This window comes from Micromonospora sp. NPDC023633 (assembly GCF_040640035.1).
Lineage (GTDB): Bacteria > Actinomycetota > Actinomycetes > Mycobacteriales > Micromonosporaceae > Micromonospora.
The window spans coordinates 1-21,807 of record NZ_JBFABB010000038.1 but is presented as its reverse complement, the minus strand read 5'-3'; the positions used below and the strand labels follow the sequence as shown (position 1 = coordinate 21,807).

The 21,807-nt window shown below is 74.4% G+C and carries 20 protein-coding genes and 1 tRNA gene; 12 read left to right on the top strand and 9 right to left on the bottom strand.

Annotated features, from left to right (window positions below; translation table 11 throughout):
- The first annotated feature begins 212 nt into the window (after nucleotides 1-212).
- A complete protein-coding gene (locus tag AB0G13_RS14315; RefSeq protein WP_357873695.1) occupies nucleotides 213-1,622 on the top strand; it encodes a class II fumarate hydratase in 1,410 nt (469 codons plus the stop codon).
- Between the two features lie 290 nt (nucleotides 1,623-1,912).
- Here the strand turns inward: AB0G13_RS14315 and AB0G13_RS14310 are convergent, their stop codons facing one another.
- Nucleotides 1,913-2,458, bottom strand: a complete 546-nt coding sequence (locus tag AB0G13_RS14310; RefSeq protein WP_357873692.1) for a CGNR zinc finger domain-containing protein — start codon at nucleotides 2,456-2,458, stop codon at nucleotides 1,913-1,915.
- Between the two features lie 75 nt (nucleotides 2,459-2,533).
- Between AB0G13_RS14310 and AB0G13_RS14305 the strand changes: the two genes are divergently transcribed.
- Complete coding sequence (locus AB0G13_RS14305; protein WP_357873689.1) at nucleotides 2,534-3,499, top strand: EamA family transporter; 966 nt, start codon at nucleotides 2,534-2,536, stop codon at nucleotides 3,497-3,499.
- A gap of 169 nt (nucleotides 3,500-3,668) precedes the next feature.
- Here AB0G13_RS14305 and AB0G13_RS14300 read toward each other — a convergent pair whose 3' ends face one another.
- Together AB0G13_RS14300 and AB0G13_RS14295 are read right to left on the bottom strand one after the other, a co-directional pair.
- Nucleotides 3,669-4,745 carry a hypothetical protein gene (locus AB0G13_RS14300; RefSeq protein WP_357873686.1) on the bottom strand — a complete coding sequence of 359 codons (1,077 nt, stop codon included), beginning with the start codon at nucleotides 4,743-4,745 and terminating at the stop codon, nucleotides 3,669-3,671.
- A gap of 181 nt (nucleotides 4,746-4,926) precedes the next feature.
- Nucleotides 4,927-5,574: a helix-turn-helix domain-containing protein gene (locus AB0G13_RS14295; protein WP_357873683.1), complete on the bottom strand. Its 648-nt coding sequence runs from the start codon at nucleotides 5,572-5,574 to the stop codon at nucleotides 4,927-4,929.
- A gap of 63 nt (nucleotides 5,575-5,637) precedes the next feature.
- Here AB0G13_RS14295 and cysS point away from each other — a divergent pair, with 63 nt between their 5' ends.
- Nucleotides 5,638-7,053, top strand: coding sequence for a cysteine--tRNA ligase (cysS, locus tag AB0G13_RS14290; protein ID WP_357873680.1), 1,416 nt, complete (start codon nucleotides 5,638-5,640; stop codon nucleotides 7,051-7,053).
- On the top strand, nucleotides 7,053-8,189 hold the full coding sequence (gene rlmB / locus AB0G13_RS14285) for a 23S rRNA (guanosine(2251)-2'-O)-methyltransferase RlmB (protein ID WP_357873676.1): 1,137 nt from the start codon (nucleotides 7,053-7,055) through the stop codon (nucleotides 8,187-8,189). The genes cysS and rlmB overlap by 1 nt, the downstream gene beginning before the upstream one ends.
- Before the next feature lie 61 nt (nucleotides 8,190-8,250).
- Here rlmB and ugpC read toward each other — a convergent pair whose 3' ends face one another.
- A complete protein-coding gene (gene ugpC / locus AB0G13_RS14280) occupies nucleotides 8,251-9,342 on the bottom strand; it encodes a sn-glycerol-3-phosphate ABC transporter ATP-binding protein UgpC (RefSeq protein ID WP_357873673.1) in 1,092 nt (363 codons plus the stop codon).
- Between the two features lie 332 nt (nucleotides 9,343-9,674).
- Here ugpC and AB0G13_RS14275 point away from each other — a divergent pair.
- The 4 genes from AB0G13_RS14275 to AB0G13_RS14260 all read left to right on the top strand — a co-directional run bounded on the left by AB0G13_RS14275 (nucleotide 9,675) and on the right by AB0G13_RS14260 (nucleotide 11,635).
- Nucleotides 9,675-9,751, top strand: a tRNA-Thr gene (locus AB0G13_RS14275).
- Between the two features lie 302 nt (nucleotides 9,752-10,053).
- Nucleotides 10,054-10,455, top strand: coding sequence for an AraC family transcriptional regulator (locus AB0G13_RS14270; protein WP_357873671.1), 402 nt, complete (start codon nucleotides 10,054-10,056; stop codon nucleotides 10,453-10,455).
- Between the two features lie 55 nt (nucleotides 10,456-10,510).
- Complete coding sequence (locus tag AB0G13_RS14265) at nucleotides 10,511-10,930, top strand: VOC family protein (protein WP_121401524.1); 420 nt, start codon at nucleotides 10,511-10,513, stop codon at nucleotides 10,928-10,930.
- A gap of 18 nt (nucleotides 10,931-10,948) precedes the next feature.
- Nucleotides 10,949-11,635 (top strand): histidine phosphatase family protein, encoded by a 687-nt coding sequence (locus AB0G13_RS14260; protein ID WP_357873668.1) that lies wholly within the window; start codon nucleotides 10,949-10,951, stop codon nucleotides 11,633-11,635.
- Between the two features lie 13 nt (nucleotides 11,636-11,648).
- Here AB0G13_RS14260 and AB0G13_RS14255 read toward each other — a convergent pair whose 3' ends face one another.
- Entirely contained in the window at nucleotides 11,649-12,158 is a 510-nt protein-coding gene (locus tag AB0G13_RS14255) for a hypothetical protein (protein WP_357873665.1), read from the bottom strand.
- 184 nt (nucleotides 12,159-12,342) lie between these two features.
- Between AB0G13_RS14255 and AB0G13_RS14250 the strand changes: the two genes are divergently transcribed.
- Both AB0G13_RS14250 and AB0G13_RS14245 read left to right on the top strand, forming a co-directional pair.
- The gene (locus AB0G13_RS14250; protein ID WP_357873663.1) at nucleotides 12,343-14,736 is read left to right on the top strand and encodes a M4 family metallopeptidase; all 2,394 of its coding nucleotides are present in this window, start codon (nucleotides 12,343-12,345) and stop codon (nucleotides 14,734-14,736) included.
- A gap of 101 nt (nucleotides 14,737-14,837) precedes the next feature.
- Complete coding sequence (locus tag AB0G13_RS14245; RefSeq protein ID WP_357873791.1) at nucleotides 14,838-15,611, top strand: enoyl-CoA hydratase/isomerase family protein; 774 nt, start codon at nucleotides 14,838-14,840, stop codon at nucleotides 15,609-15,611.
- Nucleotides 15,612-15,685: 74 nt separating this feature from the next.
- Here the strand turns inward: AB0G13_RS14245 and AB0G13_RS14240 are convergent, their stop codons facing one another.
- From AB0G13_RS14240 to AB0G13_RS14225, 4 genes are all read right to left on the bottom strand, one after another.
- A complete protein-coding gene (locus AB0G13_RS14240) occupies nucleotides 15,686-16,129 on the bottom strand; it encodes an HNH endonuclease (protein WP_357873660.1) in 444 nt (147 codons plus the stop codon).
- A gap of 252 nt (nucleotides 16,130-16,381) precedes the next feature.
- Nucleotides 16,382-17,569, bottom strand: coding sequence for a hypothetical protein (locus tag AB0G13_RS14235; RefSeq protein WP_357873657.1), 1,188 nt, complete (start codon nucleotides 17,567-17,569; stop codon nucleotides 16,382-16,384).
- 70 nt (nucleotides 17,570-17,639) lie between these two features.
- Nucleotides 17,640-19,172 (bottom strand): FAD-dependent oxidoreductase, encoded by a 1,533-nt coding sequence (locus AB0G13_RS14230; RefSeq protein WP_357873654.1) that lies wholly within the window; start codon nucleotides 19,170-19,172, stop codon nucleotides 17,640-17,642.
- A gap of 87 nt (nucleotides 19,173-19,259) precedes the next feature.
- Nucleotides 19,260-19,748: an MSMEG_6728 family protein gene (locus AB0G13_RS14225; RefSeq protein ID WP_357873651.1), complete on the bottom strand. Its 489-nt coding sequence runs from the start codon at nucleotides 19,746-19,748 to the stop codon at nucleotides 19,260-19,262.
- A gap of 90 nt (nucleotides 19,749-19,838) precedes the next feature.
- Between AB0G13_RS14225 and AB0G13_RS14220 the strand changes: the two genes are divergently transcribed.
- Both AB0G13_RS14220 and AB0G13_RS14215 read left to right on the top strand, forming a co-directional pair.
- Nucleotides 19,839-21,626, top strand: coding sequence for an NAD-binding protein (locus AB0G13_RS14220; protein WP_357873648.1), 1,788 nt, complete (start codon nucleotides 19,839-19,841; stop codon nucleotides 21,624-21,626).
- Nucleotides 21,623-21,807, top strand: a 185-nt coding sequence (locus AB0G13_RS14215) for a hypothetical protein (protein ID WP_357873645.1), incomplete at its 3' end; no start/stop codon positions are given. The genes AB0G13_RS14220 and AB0G13_RS14215, both read left to right, overlap by 4 nt.

Here is a 21,807-nt window from a genome sequence, read left to right as displayed (position 1 = left end):
TTTTCGAGTGACGTCGGTGCGCCCGACCTGAGGAGTCGGCGGGCGCACCGCCCCCGTTCGGTCGCCGTCGGCGGCGACCCGGTCACGAGTGTCGGTGTGAGGACTGTCGATCCGCTCTCGGAACGCTGTCGGCTTTCGTCCGGGGCGCCGTGACCGCCGGCGCCGGCCCGGCTCGCCGCGATCATCTGCACGTCGGCGCGCGGCGCGGCAGGATGGTACGCGTGACGACTCCAGAGGCGACGGGCTACCGGATCGAACGCGACTCGATGGGCGAGGTGGAGGTGCCCGCCGAGGCGCTGTGGCGCGCGCAGACCCAGCGCGCGGTGCAGAACTTCCCGATCTCAGGCCGGGGGATCGAGCCGGCCCAGATCCGGGCGCTGGCCCAGATCAAGGGGGCGGCGGCCGAGGTCAACGGCGAGCTGGGCGTGATCGACGCGAACGTGGCCGCGGCGATCGCCGCCGCCGCGGCGCACGTGGCCGACGGCGGCTACGACGACCAGTTCCCGATCGACGTGTTCCAGACCGGCTCCGGCACGTCGTCGAACATGAACACCAACGAGGTCATCGCCACGCTCGCCAGCCGGGAGCTGGGCCGCGACGTGCACCCGAACGACGACGTGAACGCCTCGCAGTCCAGCAACGACGTCTTCCCGTCCTCGATCCACCTGGCCGCCACCGAGGCCGTCGCGCGGGACCTGCTGCCCGCGCTGGCCCACCTGGCGGAGGCGCTGGAGGGCAAGGCGGCGGAGTTCGAGACCGTGGTCAAGGCCGGGCGCACCCACCTGATGGACGCCACGCCGGTGACCCTCGGGCAGGAGTTCGGCGGGTACGCCGCCCAGATCCGCTACGGCATCGAGCGGCTGGAGGGGGCGCTGCCCCGGCTGGCCGAGCTGCCGCTGGGCGGCACGGCGGTGGGCACCGGCATCAACACCCCGCTCGGCTTCGCCGCGAAGGTCATCGAGAAGCTGCGCGGCTCGACCGGGCTGCCGCTGACCGAGGCGCGCAACCACTTCGAGGCGCAGGGCGCCCGGGACGCGCTGGTGGAGACCTCCGGGCAGCTGCGCACGATCGCCGTCGGCCTCTACAAGATCGCCAACGACATCCGCTGGATGGGTTCGGGCCCCCGCGCCGGGCTGCGCGAGCTGCGCATCCCCGACCTCCAGCCCGGCTCGTCGATCATGCCGGGCAAGGTCAACCCGGTCGTCGCCGAGGCGATGCGGCAGGTCTGCGCCCAGGTCATCGGCAACGACTCCGCCGTCGGGTTCGCCGGCTCCCAGGGCGACTTCGAGCTGAACGTCATGCTTCCCGTGATGGGCCGCAACCTGCTGGAGTCGGTCCGTCTGCTCGCCGCGTCGAGCCGGCTCTTCGCCGACCGGCTGGTGGTCGGCCTGGTCGCGGACGCCGAGGTCTGCCTGGCGTACGCGGAGGGCTCGCCGTCGATCGTCACCCCGCTCAACCGTCACCTCGGGTACGACGAGGCCGCCTCGATCGCCAAGGAGGCGCTGGCCAAGCAGATCTCCATCCGCGAGGTGGTCATCGCCCGGGGGCACGTCGACTCGGGCAAGCTGACCGAGACCCAGCTCGACGAGGCGCTCGACCTGCTCCGGATGACCCACCCCTGAGCCGTGCCGGTGCCGCCGGCTGGTCCGGCCCGGTGGGGCTCGGCATCTCGGCGGCGTTCCGGGAGGCGATGCCGGCGGGGCTGGTCGAGGCGATGCTGCCGCGAGCCTTCGGAGCTGAATCGTCTACGACATCACGGCCCTCGCGTCGCCGACGCGTGGTGTCGTCCGGTGTGCTCTCGCCTTCGGTGCCTGTTGTCGGTCTAGCGTGAGTCGTCTGCGACATCAGCTCAAAGGCCGGGGGCAGCCGGTCCCGGGACGGGCCGTGTCGCTGACGATTCCCCACCTTCGGTTCAGCGCCCGCCGGCGGCCTTGCGGGCGCGGTAGGCGGTGACGGCGGCGCGGTTGCCGCAGCCCGCGTCGCAGAACCGTCGGGACCGGTTCTTCGACAGGTCGACGAGCACGTTCTCGCAGTCCGGGTGGTCGCAGATCCGCAGCCGGCGCAGCTCCCCGGTGCGTACGAGATCCGCCAGCGCCATTGCGGCCTCGACGGCCATCCGGGTCGCCAGCGGCGCGTCGCGCGGCACGGCGTGGATGTGGTACGGCTCGTCGTCGTGCGTGATGAGCTGCGGCAGCGCGTCGTTCTCGCGGAGCAGCCCGTTGACGATGGAGACGATCCCCTCGGTGTCGGCGTACCAGACACGGCGCAGCCGGGGCCGGAGGTCGCGCACCGCCCGCAGTTCGTCCTCGGTGTGCTCGTGCCGCCCGCTGTAGGTGTGGGCGACGAAGAACGCGTCCAGGGCGGCGACGTCGGGCAGGCCCTCACCGTCGCGGCCGGCTGTGTTGACCAGGGCGGCCATGGCAGTCAGGGAGCATTCCGTGTCATGGGTGAAAAGCAACTTGACTCCTGTCGGGGTGCCCGCATAGCGTCACGAGCGTAGTGGCAGTTTACTCATGACAGTGGGAGTGGATCGATGCGTCAACCACCCGCCGCCGGCCTCGGCCTCGGCCTCGCCCTCCTCTCCGCCGTCACCTTCGCCACGTCGGGCACGTTCGCCCGGTCCCTCATCGACGCCGGCTGGTCGGCCGAAGCGGCCGTGGCCGCCCGGGTCGGCATCGCCGCGCTGGTCGTGGCGGTCCCGGCCGTGCTCTCCCTGCGCGGCAAATGGGACGTGCTGCGCCGCAACCTCGCCGCGATCGGCGTGTTCGGGCTGCTCGGGGTCGCCACGGCCCAGGTCTGCTTCTTCAACGCGGTCCGCTACCTGCCGGTCGGGGTCGCGCTGTTGCTGGAGTACCTCGGCATCGTCCTGGTGGTGGGCTGGATGTGGCTGGTCCACGGGCAGCGTCCCCGCCGGCTGACCGTCGCCGGCTCGGTGGCGGCCCTCGCCGGCCTGTTCTTCGTCCTGGACCTGACCGGCGCCGGCCGGCTCGACCCGGTGGGCGTGCTCTGGGGGCTCGGGGCGGCCGTCGGCCTCGCCGGCTACTTCGTGCTCGCCGGGCGGGTCGACGAGGAGCTGCCCTCGGTGGCCCTGGCCAGCGGCGGCATGGCCGTCGGGGCCGCCGTCCTGCTGCTGCTCGGGTCGGTCGGCGCGTTGCCGCTGCGCGCGGCCTTCGGCGAGGTCACCTTCGCCGGGCAGCAGACCAGTTGGCTGGTGCCGGTGGTCGGCCTGTCGCTGGTCGCCGCCGTCGTCGCGTACCTCGCCGGGATCGCCGGCACCCGGATCCTCGGCGCCCGGCTGTCGTCGTTCGTCGGGTTGACCGAGGTGATGTTCGCCGTCCTGATCGCCTGGCTGGTGCTGGGTGAGCTGCCCACCGTGGTGCAACTGTTCGGCGGCGCCCTGATCGTCGCCGGGGTCGCCCTGGTGCGCGTCGACGAGCTGCGCGCCCCCCGCGCCGAGGGTCGCCCGGAGCCGCGCGCCACCGAGCCCGCCCTGCCGTGACCTGAACCAGACCGGCGGCGAACGCCCCGATGGTAGCGCCCAGGCCCTCGCCGGCGGCCGCCCTGCCGCCCCCGACTGTGGATGAAGACGGGGGCCTGGCCGACCCTGGCCGGGCCTCGCATGTCCGGCGGCGGGCGGCCGATCGGGCGCACGGTGGGGGGAACGTCGGTCACGGGCGCCAGCCCCGGGCGCCGAGCGCGGCGCGCACCTCGCGCAGGACGCCCGGGAAGTCGTGGCGCAGTCGCCTGCCGGTGACGGGCAGCACGAGCCAGCCGGCACCGACCAGCTGGGCGATCCGGTCGAGGTGCCCGCCACCGGCCCCGGCGTGCCGCCCGTCCGGGGCGACGGCGACGCGGTACGCCGGCCACCCCAGGTCGGCGTGCAGGACCAGCCCGGAGGCGACCCGGACCGGGTGCCGGACGGCGGGGCGCGGCAGCCCGGCCAGCACCAGCCGCACCCGCAACTCGGACTCCGCCGGCGACCGGGCGCCCGGATCCGCCAACTCGAACACCCAGCGTGCCCGGCGACCGCCGGGCCGGTCGGCGTTGCGGTCGGCGACGCCGACGAGGGCCTCGCGGCTGGTCAGCCCCTGCCGGAGCAGCGAGTCGACGATGCCGACCGCCCGCAGCGGCTCCAACCAGACCGCCGTCTCCCACGCCGCCGCAGTGGGATCCGTGCGGGCCGGCGCGCCGGCGGTCCGCAGCTCCGCCACCAGCAGGCCGCCCGAGGGCGGAAGGACCGCGCTGCTCCGGCCGGTGGCGGACGGACGGGCCGCCGTCCTCCGGCCCCCGCCGGGTGGGCGGACCGCGACGTTTCGGCGGTCGGCGGGCGGGCGGCCCGGCACGCCCGGACCGTCGCCCGCCCCTCGGGATCGCACGGGCGCGTACGACGGCGACGTGGCCGGGCCCGTCGAGTGCACGCGCAGGCCCCGCTGCGGGCCGAGGCGCATCGCCCTCGGGACGAGGACGTGCACGTCGTCGGTGAAGGAGGCGGCGTGCTCGACGCCGTGCAGGTAGGCCGCCGAGGGGCCGGCGACGACCGCCTCGGGCGGCAGCCGCAGGACGGCGGCCCGGCAGGCCAGGGCGTGGTCCCGGTCCAGCCGGGCGTCGGCGTAGACGTCGTGGCGCAGTCGCAGCCAGGCCGAGCTGCGCAGCTGGTGCTCGGTGACCAGCCCCTGTCGGATCGCGTCGGAGCCGCGGAAGACCTGCCAGGCCAGGACGGCGGGCCGGTGCGGTGGAGGTGGCATGTGGGCAGCGTGCCCGCCGTCCGGCCCCGCCCGGCACCCCTGTGGACAACCGGGGCCGCCCCGCGCAGCGCCGACTGTGGACAACCGGCCCGGCGGCCGCCTGATGTGGTAGGGGACCGCCCCGGACCTGGGCGGGCGACGGCCCGGGAAGGGCGGTGACTCGGGTAAGGAAGGTCGCGGCTCAGGAGAGGGCGGCGGCGATGGTGGTGGCGGCGGCGAGGACCTGCGCGCCGACCACCTCGGCGTCCAGCGGGGCCAGCGCCACCACCCCGACGCTCGCCTCCAGGCCCGGCACGCCGAGCACCGGGGCGGCCACCCCGTACGCCCCGGGCTGAAGTTCCCCGGCGGTGCTCACCGGGCCGGCGGCGCCCGCCCGGCCGGCGAGGATGGCCCGCCCGGCCGCACCGCGCTCCAGCGGGTGCCGCGCCCCCGTCCGGTACGCGACGTGGAACGACGTCCAGCTCGGCTCGACCACGGCGAGCGCGACCCCCTCGCCGCCCTCGACCACCGTCAGGTGGGCGGTCGCGCCGGCCTGCTCCGCGAGGCGGCGCAGCGCGGGCAGCGCCCCCTCGGCGAGCAGCGGCTGGGCCCGCCGCGCCAGGTGCAGCACCCCGGCGCCGAGGCGCAGTCGGCCGTCGCCGTCGCGGCGCAGCATGCCGTGCGCGGCGAGCGCGCCGACCAGCCGATACACCGCCGCGCGGCCGACGCCCAGCCGGTTCGCCGCCTCGGTCACGGTCAGCCCGCCCGGCGCGTCGGCCACCAGGTGCAGCAGTCGCAGCCCCCGGTCCAGCGTCTGCGCCGTCTCCCCGCCCCGCGCCGTCGTCTCCACGACCAGCAGCGTACGACCCGGCTCCGGACAACCCCGGAATGCGTGGACGGCTACCCTTGTACGGTGACGCTACGCCTGTATGACACCGCCACCCGATCGGTGCGGGACTTCGTCCCGCGGGAAGCCGGCAAGGTGGGGGTCTACCTGTGTGGTCTCACCCTCCAAGCCCCGCCGCACATCGGTCACCTTCGCTCCGGCGTCAACTACGACGTGCTGCGCCGCTGGCTGCTCGCCGCCGGCTACGAGGTCACCTTCATCCGCAACGTGACCGACATCGACGACAAGATCCTGGTCAAGGCGATGGAGCGGGGCCGGCCGTTCTGGTCGATCGCGTACGCCAACGAGCTGATCCTGGCCGAGTCCTACCGGGCGCTCAACGTGCTGCCCCCGACGTACGAGCCGCGGGCCACCGGGCACATCCCGGAGATGCACGAGCTGATCGCCAAGCTGATCGCCGACGGGCACGCCTACCCGGCCACCGACGACTCCGGCGACGTCTACTTCGACGTCTGCTCGTGGCCGGCGTACGGCTCCCTGTCGGGGCAGTCGCCGGACGCGATGCAGTCGGCCGGGGACGCCCCCGACCGGGGCAAGCGCGACCCGCGCGACTTCGCGCTCTGGAAGGGCGCCAAGCCCGACGAGCCGGCGGACGCCTACTGGCCGTCGCCGTGGGGGCGGGGCCGACCGGGCTGGCACATCGAGTGCTCGGCGATGTGCTGGCGCTACCTCGGCGCCGAGTTCGACATCCACGGCGGAGGGCTCGACCTCACCTTCCCGCACCACGAGAACGAGATCGCCCAATCGCAGGCCGCCGGGCTGCCGTTCGCCCGCTACTGGGTGCACCACGGGCTGCTCAGCATCGGCGGCGCCAAGATGGGCAAGTCGCTCGGCAACGCCCTCGACCTGACGTACGTCGACTCGCTCGGGGTGCGCCCGGTGGAGCTGCGCTACTACTACGCCGCCGCGCACTACCGGTCCCGGATCGACTACTCGGAGGACGCGCTGCGCGAGGCCGCCGTCGCGTACCGCCGGATCGAGGGATTCGTGCAGCGGGCCGTCGAGCGCGTCGGCGCCGGCCAGCTCGGTGAGCTGCCGGGCGCGTTCGCGGCGGCCATGGACGACGACCTGAACACCTCCGCCGCGTTCGCCGTCCTGCACGAGGTGGTCCGCGACGGCAACACCGCCCTGACCGGCGGCGACGATGTGACCGTCCGCACGGCGCTGGCCGCGGCCCGCGCCATGCTGGATATCCTCGGGGTCGACCCCCTCGACCCGGCGTGGACCGGTGGCGGCCGCACGGACGACCTGCGCGGCGTGGTGGACTCACTGGTCGCGCTGGCCTTGGAGCAGCGCGCACAGGCCCGCGGTCGCAAGGACTGGGCCGCCGCCGACGCCGTACGCGACCAGCTCAAGCAGGCCGGCGTGGTGGTCGAGGACACCCCCCAGGGCCCCCGTTGGACTATTGGAGAGCAGGACTGATGGCCGGCAACTCGCAGCGCCGTGGCCGGCGTCTGACGCCGAAGGCGGGAGCCCCCAAGGGCTCCGGTGGCAAGAACAAGGACGCCCTCGCCGGGCGGGGCAGGACCCTGCCCGCCGACGAGCGGCCCTGGCACAAGGCCTACTCGGGCACCGAGAAGCTGCCCCAGCGCACCGCCTGGAAGCAGGACAAGGAGCGCCGGGCGGCGGCCGAGGAGGGCCGCGCGCCCAAGATCGGCCAGCCGGGCAGCAAGGACACCACCTGGGGCAAGGGCGGTGGCCGGGGCACGCCGACCGGCGGCGGGCGCGGCACGGGCGGCGGCCGGGGCGCCAGGCCCGCCGGTCGGGGCGGCCCCCGGGTCGCCCCGGGCCGCAAGTCCAACCCGTCGAAGGACACGCCGGAGCTGCTGGTCGGGCGCAACCCGGTGCTGGAGTCGCTGCGCGCCCAGGTGCCGGCGACCGCGCTCTACACCGCCCAGGGCATCGACGCCGACGACCGCGTCAACGAGATCGTCCGGACCGCCGCCGACCGGGGCATCGCGATCCTGGAGGTCAGCCGGGCCGAGCTGGACCGGATGACCGGCGGCGTGCTGCACCAGGGCATCGGCCTCCAGGTGCCGCCGTTCGCGTACGAGCCGTTCGAGGACCTCGTCGCGGCGGCGCTGGAGCAGGCCGCCCCGCTGCTGGTGGCGCTGGACGGGGTGACCGACCCGCGCAACCTCGGCGCGGTGATCCGGTCCGCCGCCGCCTTCGGCGCGCAGGGCGTCTTCGTACCGGAGCGGCGGGCGGCCGGGATCACCGCGACCGCCTGGCGGACCAGTGCCGGCGCGGCGGCGCGGGTGCCGGTCGCCCAGGTGACCAACCTGACCCGGTCGTTGAAGGCATGCCAGGACGCCGGCTTCCTGGTGGTGGGCCTGGACGCCGACGGCGAGACGGACCTCTATGACCTGGAGGCCGCCGTCGGCCCGCTGGTCGTGGTGGTCGGCTCCGAGGGCCGGGGGCTCTCCCGGCTGGTCGGCGAGACCTGCGACCTCACGGTCAGCATCCCGATGGTCTCGGACGTCGAGTCGCTCAACGCGAGCGTCGCCGCCGCCGTCACCCTCGCCGAGGTGGCCCGCCGCCGGGCGGCCGAGGGCTGATCCCGCAGACACGGAAAGGGGCGGTCCGCCAACGGCGGGCCGCCCCTTTCGCGGTGGTACGTCAGATGCGGTTGCCGGTGCCCGCGTTGAACACGTGGCTGCGGCCCTCGCGCGGCTTGACGAACACGGTGTCGCCCATGTTCGGCATGGTGCGCCGGTCGGTACGGACCACGAAGCGCTCGTTGTTGCCCTCCAGCGCGGCGTGGCCGTAGATGTTGGCGTCCGAGCCGAGGTCCTCGACCAGCTCGACGACGACCGGCATGCCGCCCTCGGTCGGGCTGACCAGGTCGCAGTCCTCGGGGCGGAAGCCGACGGTCACCTTGTTGTTGCCGCCGTCGGCGCGGGCCGCCTCGACCTGCTCACGGGTGAGCGGGATCTGCAGGTCGGCGAACGCGGCGCCCTGCTCGGTCAGCGGCACGGTCTTGATGTTCATGGCGGGGGAGCCCATGAAGCCGGCGACGAAGACGTTGGCCGGGGTGTCGTAGAGCGCCCGCGGGGTGTCCACCTGCTGGAGCACGCCGTCGAGCATGACCGCCACCCGGTGGCCCATCGTCATGGCCTCGACCTGGTCGTGGGTGACGTAGACGGTGGTGACGCCCAGCTTGGCCTGCAGCGAGGCGATCTGGGTACGGGTCTGCACACGCAGCTTCGCGTCGAGGTTCGACAGCGGCTCGTCCATGAGGAAGACCTGCGGCTCGCGGACGATCGCCCGGCCCATGGCCACCCGCTGGCGCTGACCACCGGAGAGGGCCTTCGGCTTGCGGCCGAGGAACTCCTCCAGCTGGAGCAGCGCCGCCGCCTCCTTGACCCGCCGGTCGATCTCGGCCTTCGAGGTCTTGCGCAGCTTGAGCGCGAACGCCATGTTCTCGTACACCGTCATGTGCGGGTAGAGGGCGTAGTTCTGGAAGACCATCGCGATGTCGCGGGCCTTCGGCGGCAGGTGGGTGACGTCCCGGTCGTCGATGTGGATCGAGCCCTGGTCGACGTCCTCCAGGCCGGCGAGCATGCGCAGGCTGGTGGACTTGCCGCAACCGGAGGGGCCGACCAGGACGAGGAACTCGCCGTCGCCGATCTCCAGGTCCAGCTGGTTGACGGCGGGACGCTCCTGGCCCGGGTAGATCCGGGACGCCTTGGAGTAGGTGACCGTAGCCATGGTGGGCTGCTTCCTTTCACCGGCAGGAACGTGCCGGACGATCCGAGTGAAGGAGCGGCCGGCACGGGAACGCGCCGGCCCACGGGCAGCCTCTCGATGATCGAGATGTCGTCCGTGTCACTGCACGGTAAACGGCTTTTCGCCACGTGCCAAGGCGGGGAGCACGGGATGGGACAGGTTCCATAGACATTCCGGGCACTCGGGCACGGGCGGACATCAATCGACCGCCGATACCGGTACTTCGCGGTGGGTCGGCGACGTTTCCGGTGCTCGGGGGGCCTGCCGAGGGGGAAATCCGGACGTCAGTCGCTATGCTGACGTCGGCACCACACGCCCCTGTAGCTCAGCTGGCCAGAGCACTCGCCTTGTAAGCGAGATGTCGCCGGTTCGATCCCGGCCGGGGGCTCCAATTCCATCAGTCACGTCGCGCTCGGCGCTGTCGTCCGTCCGTGCGGTCGACCGGCCTGTCACCGAGGGCGGCGCGGATGCAGCGCCGGCCGCAGCGGCGGTCACGACAGCCGACGCGCGCGGTGGGCCGCCACGACGCGGCCCGGCCGGTGCCGTGGCCGAACGGCAGGTGGCCCCGGCGCGCCTCCGGCCATCTCGACGACGCTCGATGGGACGACGACTTGTTCGACACGGCCTCGACACCATCCTCGCGATGGCGCCGAGGTAGCGGGCCCCGCGTGGCGGCACCCTATGCTGGGCGGCGTGAGCAGGGCGGCGGAGGAGTCGAACCGGGCCATGCTGCGCGCCCGCGACGCCATGGACCGCGCGTACGACAAGCCGCTGGACATCCCCGCCCTGGCCCGCATCGCGTACGTCTCCGAGGCGCACTTCATCCGCACCTTCCGGGCCACCTTCGGCGAGACCCCGCACCGCTACCTCCAGCGGCGGCGGGTGGAGCGGGCCATGTACCTGCTGCTGCACACCGACCGGGACGTCACCGATGTCTGCTACGCGGTCGGCTTCTCCAGCCTGGGCACGTTCAGCCGCACGTTCCGTCAGATCGTCGGCGAGCCGCCGTCGGAGTACCGCCGGCGCAAGGCGCCGTCCGCAGCCGTGCCGACCTGCTTCACCAAGGCCTGGACCCGGCCCAGCAGCTTCGGCTAGCAGAGGTCAGTTTTGGATAAGCAGCAGGTCGGGGCGGCCCCGTAGCGTTCCCGGCATGACGATGAACGCGATCAGCCGCTCCCAGATCTACGTCCTCGACCAGGACGAGGCCCTCGACTTCTACGTGGGAAAGCTCGGCCTGGAGGTCAACACCGACCAGGATCTCGGCTTCATGCGCTGGCTGACGGTGAACCTGCCCGGCGACCCGGAGCGCGAGATCCTGCTGGAGAAGCCGGGCCCGCCCGCTCTGGACCCGGCCACCGCCGAGCAGGTCCGGGAGCTGCTCACCAAGGGGGCCCTGGGCGGGTACCTCTTCATGACCACCGACGACGCGCACAAGACGTACGAGGACCTGGTCGCCAAGGGCGTCGAGATCACCGACGAGCCGATGGAGCGCCCGTACGGGATCGACTTCGGCATCCGCGACCCGTTCGGCAACAAGATCCGCATCGGCCAGATGTTCCCCCGGGGCTGACCCTGGCGCCGAGGGGCCATGATCGGGAGGCGTGCCGCCGGCGGCACGCCTCCGGTCGCGTACGAGGGGGACGACGTGGGGACCCGCCTGCTCTACCTGGCCCGGCACGGCGAGCAGGACCGGCCGGCGGGGACACCGCCGGACGTCGACCCGCCAACGACCGGCCTGTCCGAACGGGGCCGCCGGCAGGCGACGCTGCTCGGCGAGCGGCTGCGCGGCGTGCCCGTCGACGCCGTCCACCACGGCCCGCTGCGTCGCGCCGCCGAGACCGCCGAGCTGGTCGCGGCGTCGCTGCCCGGGACCGGCGTGTACGCCGCCGAGGAGGTCGGCGACCACCTGCCGCACGACACCGACCCGGCCGGCCTGCCGCCCGCGTACGCCCGGCTGCTGGCGGGTTTCTCTCCGGCCGAGCGGGCCGACGGGCCGCGACTGGCGGCGGCAGCCGTGCGGCGCTTCGCCACCGCGCCGGTGGACGGCGACCGGCGGGACCTCGTCGTCACGCACACGTTCCTGATCGCCTGGTTCGTCCGGCATGCGCTCGACGCGCCGGAGCGGCGCTGGCTGGGGCTCAACGCGCAGCACTGCGGGCTCACGGTGATCCGCTACCGCTCCGACGGGCCGCCCACCCTGGTCGCCGTCAACGACGTCGCCCACCTGCCGCCCGAGCTGCGCGGCACCGGCCTGCCGGAGTGCTACCGGTTCTGAGCCCGCGCCCCGCTCAGCCGGTGGCCCCGACCAGCAGCTCCACCACCGCGCGGGCCGTCGCGCGGGCCGTCGTCGGCGCGTCGCCGTCGGACGGGCAGTCCACGTAGCCGGTCTCCACCGCCCCGACGGTCAGCCGGTAGCTGAAGGCGTCCCGGCAGGCGGTGGGGGTCGACGGGCGGCCGGCCTCGGCGGCGAGCGCGGGGTCGGCGACGAGCCGGCGCAGCCGGTCCAGGTCCGCGCCGGAGAGCCGGCCGGTACGCCGTGAGCCGGCGCGGTCGACGGCGGTCCACCGTCCGTCGGGCTCCACCGTCACGGTGTCGCCGCGCCCGGCGATCCCGCCCGACCGGGTCAGCACGACGCGCGCCGCGGCCGTCGGTGCGGGGGTGGGCGGCGCGGCCGTCGGCCGGTCGGGTGCGGACGGGCTCGCCGGGAAGCTCTCCGGCGGTGGCACCCGGTGCGCCGGCTGCGTCGCCGCGCAGCCGGACAGGACGGTCGCCACCAGCGCGATCTTGACCCCGGCCATCGAAGCTGATCTCATGCCGCTCGGACGCGCGGCGCGCCGGCGCGGTTCCCGTCGGCCCCGGTTCCACCGAACGGTCAGTGTCCCGGGCGGAATCCGGATCACCCCTTCTCTTTTGGGTCGTCCCATCGTTATATCTACATGTGTGACTATCCCCCGTCACGCATACCCCCGTTCAGGAGGGCACGTGAAGAGACCCCTTGCCGCCGTCGGTACAGCCCTGCTCACCAGCGGCCTGCTGACCGGCGTCGCCACCCCGGCGCTCGCGGCACCCCCCACCGCCCCCGCCCCGGGCGGGCCCGCCGCCGCCGCGGCGAGCGTCCTGCGCACCAACCCCGGCGCCGTCCAGGGCACCGGCGCCGAGTCCTACCAGGTGCACAGCACCAAGGTGGACCCGAACGGCGCCGCGCACACCCGCTACACCCGGACCTACCAGGGCCTGCGGGTGTACGGCGGTGACTTCGTCATCCACACGGCCCCCGACGGCGGCTACGCCGGCTCCTCGGTCGGTCTGGACGCCCCGCTGACCCTGCCCACCACGGCGAAGGTCCCGGCCGCGGCGGCGAAGAAGGCCGCCCGCGCCCAGTTCTCCGGCACGCTCACCGCCGTGGGCGCCCCGGAGCTCTTCGTCGACGCCAGCTCCGGCAAGGGCCGGCTGGCCTGGGAGACCGTCGTCACCGGCTGGCACCCGGACGGGCAGACCCCGTCGGTGTTCCACGTCGTCACCGACGCCGTCACCGGCAAGACCATCGGCTCGTACGACGAGATCGAGGCCGTCGCCGGCACGGGCAACAGCGTCTACTCGGGCGCCGTCACGGTGGACACCACGCTCTCCGGCAGCACGTACCAGATGATCGACCCGCTGCGCGGCAACGGCTCCACGTGCGACATGAACAACGGCACGTCCACCTGCACCACGTTCACCGACGCCGACAACACCTGGGGCACCGGCGCCACCTCCAGCCGGCAGTCCGCCGCCGTGGACGCGCACTACGGCGCCGCCCGGACGTACGACTACTTCAAGAACGTGCACGGCCGCAACGGCATCTTCGGCGACGGCCGGGGCGTGCCCAGCCGGGTGCACTACGGCAACAACTATGTCAACGCCTTCTGGGACGGCTCCCGGATGACCTACGGCGACGGCAGCGGCAACTCCCGGCCGCTGGTCTCCATCGACGTGGCCGCCCACGAGATGAGCCACGGCGTGACCGAGAACGTGGTCCCCGGCGGCCTGACCTACTCCGGCGAGTCCGGCGGCCTCAACGAGGCCACCAGCGACATCTTCGGCAACATGGTCGAGTTCTACGCCAACAGCCCCGCCGACCCGGGCGACTACCAGGTCGGCGAGAAGATCAACATCAACGGTGACGGGACGCCGCTGCGCTACATGTACAACCCGTCCCTGGACGGCTCGGGCGACAGCTGCTGGTCGACCGCCACGAAGAGCAAGGACGTGCACTACTCGTCCGGCGTGGCCAACCACTTCTTCTTCAACCTCGCCGAGGGCACCGGGGCCACCCCGTACGGCACCTCGCCGATCTGCGGCTCCGCCCCGGCGGTGACGGGCATCGGCCGCGCCAAGGCCGAGAAGATCTGGTGGCGGGCGCTGGACACGTACTTCACCTCCAACACCTCCTACGTGAACACCAGCAACCCGGCGAACACCGCCCGGGCGTACAGCCTGCGCGCCGCGACCGACCTGTACGGCAGCTGCTCCACCGAGTACCGGACCGTCCAGGCGGCCTGGACCGCGGTGAACGTGGCCGGCAACGACGCGCCGTGCTCGACCGGCAACGACTTCTCGGTCTCGCTCTCGCCGACCTCCGGCGCGGTGAACCCCGGCGCCTCGGTCTCCACCACCGTGGCTACGGCCACCACCAGCGGCTCGGCGCAGACCGTGACGCTGTCGGCCACCGGCCTGCCGAGCGGGGCGACCGCCTCGTTCAGCCCGGCGTCGGTGACCTCGGGCGGTTCCTCGACCCTCACCGTCGCCACCACTGCCGGCACGCCGGCGGGCACCTACACGGTCACCGTGAACGGCGCCGGCTCGGTCACCCGCAGCGCCACCTACACGCTGACCGTGAACGGCACCGGGGGCGGCTGCACCAGCCCGGGTCAGAAGCTCGGCAACCCGGGCTTCGAGTCCGGGGCCACCACCTGGTCGCAGACCTCGGGCGTGATCGGCCAGCACGGCACGGCGCAGCCGGCCCGCACCGGCACCTGGAGCGCGTGGCTGAACGGGTACGGGACCACCCGCACCGACACGCTCGCCCAGTCGGTGAGCCTGCCGGCGGGCTGCACGTCGTACAACCTCAGCTTCTGGCTGCACGTCGACTCGGCGGAGACCACCACCGGCACCGCGTACGACACCCTGCGGGTGCAGGTGCTCAACTCCTCCGGGACGGTGCTGGCGACCCTCGCCACGTACTCGAACCTGAACAAGGCCACCGGCTACGCGCAGAAGTCGCTGTCGCTGGCCGCGTACAAGGGACAGACCGTGACCCTGAAGTTCACCGGCACCGAGGACGCGTCGCTCCAGACGTCCTTCGTCGTGGACGACACCGCGCTCAACGTCTCCTGACGTCGCCGGGCCCGGCGACCACCCCGCCAGGATGGTCGCCGGGCCCCCGCCGTTATGGTCGCCGCACGTGCCGCCGGTCCCGGCGGACGGTCGAAGGGGTGGTGACGGTGGCGGACGCGGAACTCCTCGTCGAGGTGGCCGGGCCGGTGGCGACGGTGGTGATCCACAACCCGGCCCGGCGCAACGCGATGACCACCGGGATGTGGCGGCGGCTGCCGGAGCTGCTCGACGGGCTGGAGGCCGATCCGGCCGTCCGGGTGCTGGTGCTCACCGGCGCCGGGGACACCTTCTGCGCCGGCGCGGACCTGGGCGACCTGGACGAGCTGCTGGACGCCGGCGACGCCAGCATCGCGGTGGCCGCCGAGGAGCGGCTCGCGGCCTTCGCCAAGCCGACCGTCGCCGCCGTCCGGGGCGCGTGCGTGGGGGGCGGCTGCCAGCTCGCCGTCGCCTGCGACCTGCGGGTCGCCGCCGCCGACGCGCGCTTCGGCGTGCCGCCGGCGCGGCTGGGCCTGGTGTATCCGGCGCCGACCACCCGCCGGCTGGCCCGGCTGGTCGGTCCGGCCGCCGCCAAGCACCTGCTCTTCACCGCCGAGCTGGTCGACGCCGAGCGGGCGCTGCGGGTGGGCCTGGTCGACGAGGTGCTGCCGGGCGACCGGCTCGCCGCCCGGGTGGACGAGCTCACCGCCGCCGTGGTCGCCCGGTCGCAGCTCAGCGTCGCCGCGGCCAAGGAGATCGTCGACGGGCGGGCGGACGAGGACCGGATCGCCTGGTGGCACGGGCAGGTCCGGGCCAGCGGCGAGGCCCGCGAGGGCGTGGCGGCCTTCCACGAGCGCCGCCCGCCCCGCTTCGGCTGGACGCCGCCCGCCGGGCACTGACCGCCGGGGGCCGGCGGGCGCCGCGCCGAGGGTCGTACCCCCGACGCGGCCCCCCGTTCCCGCCGGCCGGTCGGTCACCGCCCGGCCAGCGCCGCCCAGCTCGGAGCCACCGGCTCGCGCCGCAGCGGCATGCCCGCCTCGGTCGGCGTCCGGTCGCCCTTGCGCTGGTTGCACCCGTAGCAGGCGGCGGTCGTGTTCCGCCAGGTGTTCCGGCCGCCGCGCGAGCGGGGCAGGACGTGGTCGACGGTGTCGGCCGGCCCTCCGCAGTACGCGCAGCAGCGCCCGTCCCGGCGCAGCACCCCGGCGCGGGACCAGGCCGGGCCGGCGCTGAACCGCCACCGGGTCACCACGTAGCGGACGAGGCGCACCACCCGGGGCACCGGGAACACCCCGATCAGCCGGTCCGGCTCGGCCTCGTGGATCTCGGCGACCCGCCGGCAGAGCATCCGGATCGCGTGCTGGACGGTGACCCGGTGCAGCGGGCCGAGGTCGGCGTTGACGACGAGGACGGCGTCCACCGGTGTCTCCCTTCGTGGCGGTGACGATCTGGGTGGGCCGGACAGCGAAAGAGCCGCCCGGTCCGGGGTGCGGACGGGCGGCTCGATGTCGTGCGGGCACACGTCAGTCGGGCCGGCCGCCCCGGGGGTCTTCGGCGCGGTGACCGCCGCCGCTCGCCGGCGACGCCGGACGCACGGGCAGGCACGACGGCACACCGGTGACGTGCGACATCGACATGACCAGCTCCCGCGGCGGTGGTTGACCTTGCGCGATCACGGTAGGTCGGCGGGGGAGAGAGGGGCAACGGATTTCGATCGAGGCCCCGGCTCGTCGGGGCGGCGCTGCCGGCGGGCCCGGCCGGCGGCCCGCGCGGCGGCCAGCGGCCGGTCGATGCGTACGGCCATCCGCGCGGTCAGCTCGGCCTCCAGCAGCGGCCGGTTGACCTCCCCGGCGACCGTGAGCGCCGGTCCCGAGACGGTGCGCCAGATCGCGGCCAGCCCGGCGCCCAACCCGAGCAGGGCCACGGCGGCCCGCGTCACCGGCGAACCGGCGGCGGCGAGCGCGCTCACCCCGACGACGGCGAACAGCACCGCGAGCAGCGGTACGAGCACCGGCCAGAAGATGCCCCGGACGGCCTGCACCACCAGCCTCCGGTCCCGGATGATCAGGTTTCGGGCGACGATGGCGTAGTCCTCCTCGTCCAGCAGGTCCCTGGGGTGCAGCCCGCCGGTGAGCACGCCCCGCCACAGCTCGCCCTGGTTGCGCAGCTCGCGGGCCAGCTCGGGCAGTCCCGCCTCGGTCGGGTCGCCCACGCCCGCCCTGGTGACCGCCGACGCCCACGCCGACAGCGACCGGCGGACCACCGCGGCCGAGTACGGGGGCAGCACGCTGGCCAGCTCGCCCAGCCACCGGCCGATCTCGAACTGCCGCCCGCCGAAGCGCTGGGCCACCTGCCCGGCGTCGCCGTTGCGCACGGCCTCGCCGTACCGGACGGTGTCGGCCAGCGAGCGCCCCAGCCGGTACGCCAGCCCCACCCGCTGGTTGGTGGCCATGGTCCAGCGCAGCAGCTCCACGTTCAGGTCGTCGAGGGCGAGCAGCAGGACGTCCCCGGAACCGTCGGCCACCCGGTCCCGCGCGTCGGCGGTGGCGGGCGCGGGGCCGACGCGCCGGGTCAGCTCGGCGATCTGGGCGAGCGCGACGTCCACGCCGTCCAGGTACATCTGCATGCGCCGCCGCCCCGACATCTCGGTCAGGTTGGACAGCTTCGCCGGTGCGCCCGCCGGCCGGTCGGCCCCGGGGTCGAGCAGGTCGGCCGTCTGCGCGTGGTGGTAGGCGTCGGCCATCCACCAGCCGAGCCGCAGGGCGGTCACGACGCAGGCCCGCTCGTCCCGGATCAGCGGGTACGCGTCGTCCCGCGGCACGTCGGCGACGAGCGGGTCGTCGTCCGTGCGCGGCGACATCCCGCTGACCTCCCGGCTCATCCCAGACGGTCAGCCTATGCCCGCCGGTCGACCCTTTTGCCCGTTTTGCTCATCCCCGCCCGGCGAGCAGGCCCCGGGGCCGGATCGAGCGGACCGGCTCGGCCGCGCCGCCCTCGGCGCGCAGGATGTGGTTGGCCGCGATGATCCCGGTCGCCGCGGACCGCTCCATCAGCGCGCTCGGGAAGCCCGTCCGGACGCCGTCGCCGGCCAGGTAGAGCCCGTCGGCGTCGGTGCGTACCCCCGGCCGCCAGGCGTGACTGCCGGGCGTGAACGCCGGCGCCTGCGCCTCCACCCGGGCGCGCAGCTCGCGGACCCGCAGCCTCGCCGCCTCCGGCCAGAGCGCGGCCAGCTCGACCCGCATCCGTTCGGCCAGTTCCCCGGCCGGCACCCCCGCCTCGCAGGCGTACGCGTGCAGCTCCACGACGGAGCCGCCGGTGCGTGCGGCCCAGCGGCGGGACTCGTTCTCCAACCGGTGGTAGAGGGTCACCGAGTCCAGGGTGGGCTGCCGGGACACCCCGCTGAAGACCGCCCGGTCGGCGGAGACGTCCCCGTCGCACCAGTAGCGCGCCACCGCGTACGGCGGGCCGGGCCGGCCGAACGCGGGCATCCGCGCCGCCAGCCGGGGCGCGTGCCCGGCCAGGCCGGGCGAGGCCGCGACCAGCGCGGCGAGGGCGGGCGGGTCGACGGCGAGCACCACATGCCGGGCCGGGTAGGACGTGCCGTCGGCGGTCGCCACCCGCCAGCCGGCGCCCTCGCCGGTCACGGCGGTGGCGGCGGCGTCCGTCACCACCCGGCCGCCGTGCTTCTCCACGTGCCGGGCGAGCGGCTCCCAGATCGCCGTCGCGTAGTCCTCGTCGGGGCAGTCGAAGGCCAGCCCCTCCGGGTTGCCCAGCAGGTAGAAGTGGAACTGGGCGATCATCTCCGCCGCCGACATCTCCGCCTCGTGGTTGAAGAACGAGTGGGAGAAGACCTCGAAGAGCATCGCGCGGGCCCGGTCGGGCAGCCGCAGCGAGGTGAGCAGCGCGTCGGCGGTGGTGTCGTCGAACTCGGCGTAGGTGCGCCGCGGGTCGTAGGTGAGCAGCGGCAGCGCCGCGTCCCGGTCCATCCCGCGCAGGTCCCGCAGGCGCAGGCTGGGGCTGCGCAGCAGCAGCGCCAGCAGGTTCATCGGCGGCGCGGGCGGCAGCCTGCCGAACTCCTCCGTCGGCCACCGCTCGCTCAGGATCGGATAGCCCGGGACCGGCCGCAGGAAGCCGAGCCCCGGGTCGGCGCGGCGCAGGATCGACCGCCAGTTGTAGTACTGCCGGAAGAACGCGTGGAAGCCGTGCTCGTTCATCTGGCGGGTGCCGTCGGCGAGCGTCTCCGGCCAGGCCCCGAGCCGGCCGCCGAGGGTCGGCGCGGCCTCCAGCACGGTCACCGTCACCCCGCGCTCCGCCAGCACCACCGCCGCCGACATGCCCGCGATCCCGCCGCCGACCACCACCGCCTCGACCGGACCCGGCACGCGGGGGGCGCCGCCACCGCCGGGGTCCACCTCGTGCTCGCGTACGCCGATGAGCCGACCGACCACTTTCGACAGCGCCATGTGCACCTTCCCGGCGGGTGGGTCTCCAGTCTGACCCGCTCGACGGTCGGGAAGGGCGCCTTCCCCGACCGCACGCTGCCCTTCCGTTCACGTCGGCGGTAGGCAGCGGCGCTGCCGGTCCGAGGCGGGCCAGACGTACTCCAGGTCGGGCGGGACGTCGTCGCCGAAGATCGGCCCGTAGTGCGCGGGGTCCTTGCGCAGCAGCGACGAGCGGTGGCTCAGATGCAGGTCGTCGCGGCCCAGCCAGGGCGGCAGCTCCCCGGCCTCGGCCAGCTCCCGCTGGGTGCGGACCCGGGTCAGGCCGCAGGCGGCGGCGAGGTCGGCGGTCATCGTGCCCGCGCAGGTGTCGGCCCGGCCGGGCTCGCACCAGACCGCGCAGACGTCCAGCCCGTACCGGGTGAGGGCCTCCTCGTACCCGGCCCACATCTTCACCGCCGGGTGGTTGCGCCAGCCGTACGTGGGCCAGGTCAGCCCGCGCAGCACCTGGATGGTCTCCACCCGCTGCTTGCCCAGCCGCTTCTGGTCCAGCGTCCGGGCGCTGGCCAGGAAGTCCGGGTACGGCAGGAACGTCTGCATGGCGGTGCTCTACCCGCCCCCGGAGGGGACATGCCGTGCGACCAGCGTTCATGATCAAGGGGCTGCGCGCGGCGCGACCGGCTGACTACGATGCGGCACATGGCGGAGCCCCTGCTGGATCGTGCGCGGCGTGCCGGCCGGCGGCTCCGGGTCAACGGGGACGCGCGGGCGCACTACGTGATCTGTGGCCGCGACGCCCTCGCCTACTGGGTGGTGCGGGCGCTGCTCGCCACCGAGCTCCAGGCCGGCCGCGTCCGGATCACCCTCGTCGTGCCCGAGCGACCGCGCTCGGACGAGCCCGACGGGCGCGACCTCCAGGGCGTCGAGGTCGTCCGCGCCGACCGGCTGGACGAGGTCACCTTCCGCCGGGCCGGGCTGGCCGGCGCCGACGGGCTGGCCCTGCTGCACCAGGACGACGTGGGCAACATGCACGCCGCGCTCTGCGCGCAGGAGGTCGAGCCCCGGCTGCGCCTGGTGGTGCGGATGTTCAACACCGGGCTCGCCAACGGGGTGCGGCAGATCTTCCCCGACTCTGCGGTGCTCTCCGACGCCTCCATGGCCGCCCCCGCCTTCGTGGCCGCCGCGCTCGGCGAGGTCGCCCCCACCCACTTCCGGCACGGCGGGCGCACCCTCTACGTGGCCCGCCGCGACGACGTACGCCCGACCGACGTGGTGTGCGGGGTGGCCGACACCCGCGACCCGCAGCAGGTCCGGCTGCTGCCCGCCGACGAGCGCGCGGCCGACCTGGTGATCGCCGAGGCGACCGGCGCGCCGCCCGGGACGGAGCTGGCCGCCCGCCGGCTGAGACGGGCCCGCCGGCGTCGCCGCCCCCTGACGGTGCTGCTGCGCGCGGTGCGCAGCTTCGCCACCCGCAAGATCGGCGTCGCGGTGATCGTGCTGCTGGTGGTGATCGGGGTGCTCGGCTGGCTCAACGGCTACGCCGCGCAGGAGGACTGGGCCGACTCGCTCTACCTCACGCTGGTGACCACGCTGACCGGGCAGGATCCCAACCCGGACAAGTCGGCCGGCGAGCAGATCATGCAGGTGGTGCTCAACCTGGCCGGGCTGGCGCTGATCCCGCTGATCACCGCCGTGGTGGTGGACGGCATCGTCAACGCCCGACTGGCCCTGCACTCCGGCCGCATCCAGCCCGAGCGCTCCGGGCACGTGGTGGTGGTCGGGCTGGGCAACGTCGGCACCCGGGTGATGGCCCAGCTCTGCGACTTCGGCGTCGAGGTGGTCGCCATCGACAAGGTGCCCGAGCCGCGCGGTGGGGCGCTGGCCCGGCGGCTGGGCGTGCCGCTGATCGTGGGGGACGCCGCGCTGGAGGAGACGCTCCAGTCGGCGTCCGTGGGGGGCTGCCAGGCCCTGGTGGTGGTCTCCACCGACGACGAGACCAACCTCCAGGCGGCGCTCAACGGCCGGGCCGTCAACCCGGAACTCCAGGTGGTGCTGCGCCTCTTCGACGGCCACTTCGCCGAACGCATCCAGCAGGCCTTCGGCATCGGCGTCTCGCGCAGCGTGTCGTACCTCGCCGCGCCGTCGTTCGCGGCCGCGCTGCTGGACCGCGCGGTGATCGCCACCATCCCGGTCGGCCGGCACGCGCTGCTGGTCACCGAGGTCTCCGTCGCCGCCGGGTCGTCGCTGGACGGTCGGCCGCTCGCCGCGGTCGGGCGGGCCGAGAGCGTACGCCTGCTGGCGCACGCCCGGGCCGGCCAGCGCCTCGACTGGGCGCCCGACCCGCGGCTGGTGATCGTGGCGGGGGACCGGCTGACGGTGGTGGCCCGCCGGGCCGGCCTGAACGCCCTGCTCCGCGCGGCCGCGCCGCCCCCGCCGGAGGACCCGGTCGCGCCGGCGCCACGGCCGCCGGAGGAGTGACCGTCGCCGCGCCGGCCCTCGGCCCGCTGCCCGGCGTTGCCCGGAAAACGACGGCCGTCGGCGCGCGCGGCGCCTCGCCCGACGGCAAGGCGGCGCCCGGCTTCGCCGGCGGTTCCGACGTCGCGATCGGGAAGGACAGCGAGCGGCAGGACCTCGCCTGGGCCTCCCTGACCGTGCTGCT

Coding starts and splice junctions, on each gene's coding strand:
- AB0G13_RS14300 (WP_357873686.1), bottom strand. CDS start 4,745: ATGCCACCTCCACCGCACCGGCCCGCCGTCCTGGCCTGGCAGGTCTTC.
- ugpC (WP_357873673.1), bottom strand. CDS start 9,342: ATGGCTACGGTCACCTACTCCAAGGCGTCCCGGATCTACCCGGGCCAG.
- AB0G13_RS14305 (WP_357873689.1), top strand. CDS start 2,534: ATGCGTCAACCACCCGCCGCCGGCCTCGGCCTCGGCCTCGCCCTCCTC.
- AB0G13_RS14255 (WP_357873665.1), bottom strand. CDS start 12,158: ATGGCCGGGGTCAAGATCGCGCTGGTGGCGACCGTCCTGTCCGGCTGC.
- AB0G13_RS14265 (WP_121401524.1), top strand. CDS start 10,511: ATGACGATGAACGCGATCAGCCGCTCCCAGATCTACGTCCTCGACCAG.
- rlmB (WP_357873676.1), top strand. CDS start 7,053: ATGGCCGGCAACTCGCAGCGCCGTGGCCGGCGTCTGACGCCGAAGGCG.
- AB0G13_RS14235 (WP_357873657.1), bottom strand. CDS start 17,569: ATGTCGCCGCGCACGGACGACGACCCGCTCGTCGCCGACGTGCCGCGG.
- AB0G13_RS14220 (WP_357873648.1), top strand. CDS start 19,839: ATGCGGCACATGGCGGAGCCCCTGCTGGATCGTGCGCGGCGTGCCGGC.
- AB0G13_RS14260 (WP_357873668.1), top strand. CDS start 10,949: ATGATCGGGAGGCGTGCCGCCGGCGGCACGCCTCCGGTCGCGTACGAG.
- AB0G13_RS14230 (WP_357873654.1), bottom strand. CDS start 19,172: ATGGCGCTGTCGAAAGTGGTCGGTCGGCTCATCGGCGTACGCGAGCAC.
- AB0G13_RS14315 (WP_357873695.1), top strand. CDS start 213: ATGGTACGCGTGACGACTCCAGAGGCGACGGGCTACCGGATCGAACGC.
- AB0G13_RS14225 (WP_357873651.1), bottom strand. CDS start 19,748: ATGCAGACGTTCCTGCCGTACCCGGACTTCCTGGCCAGCGCCCGGACG.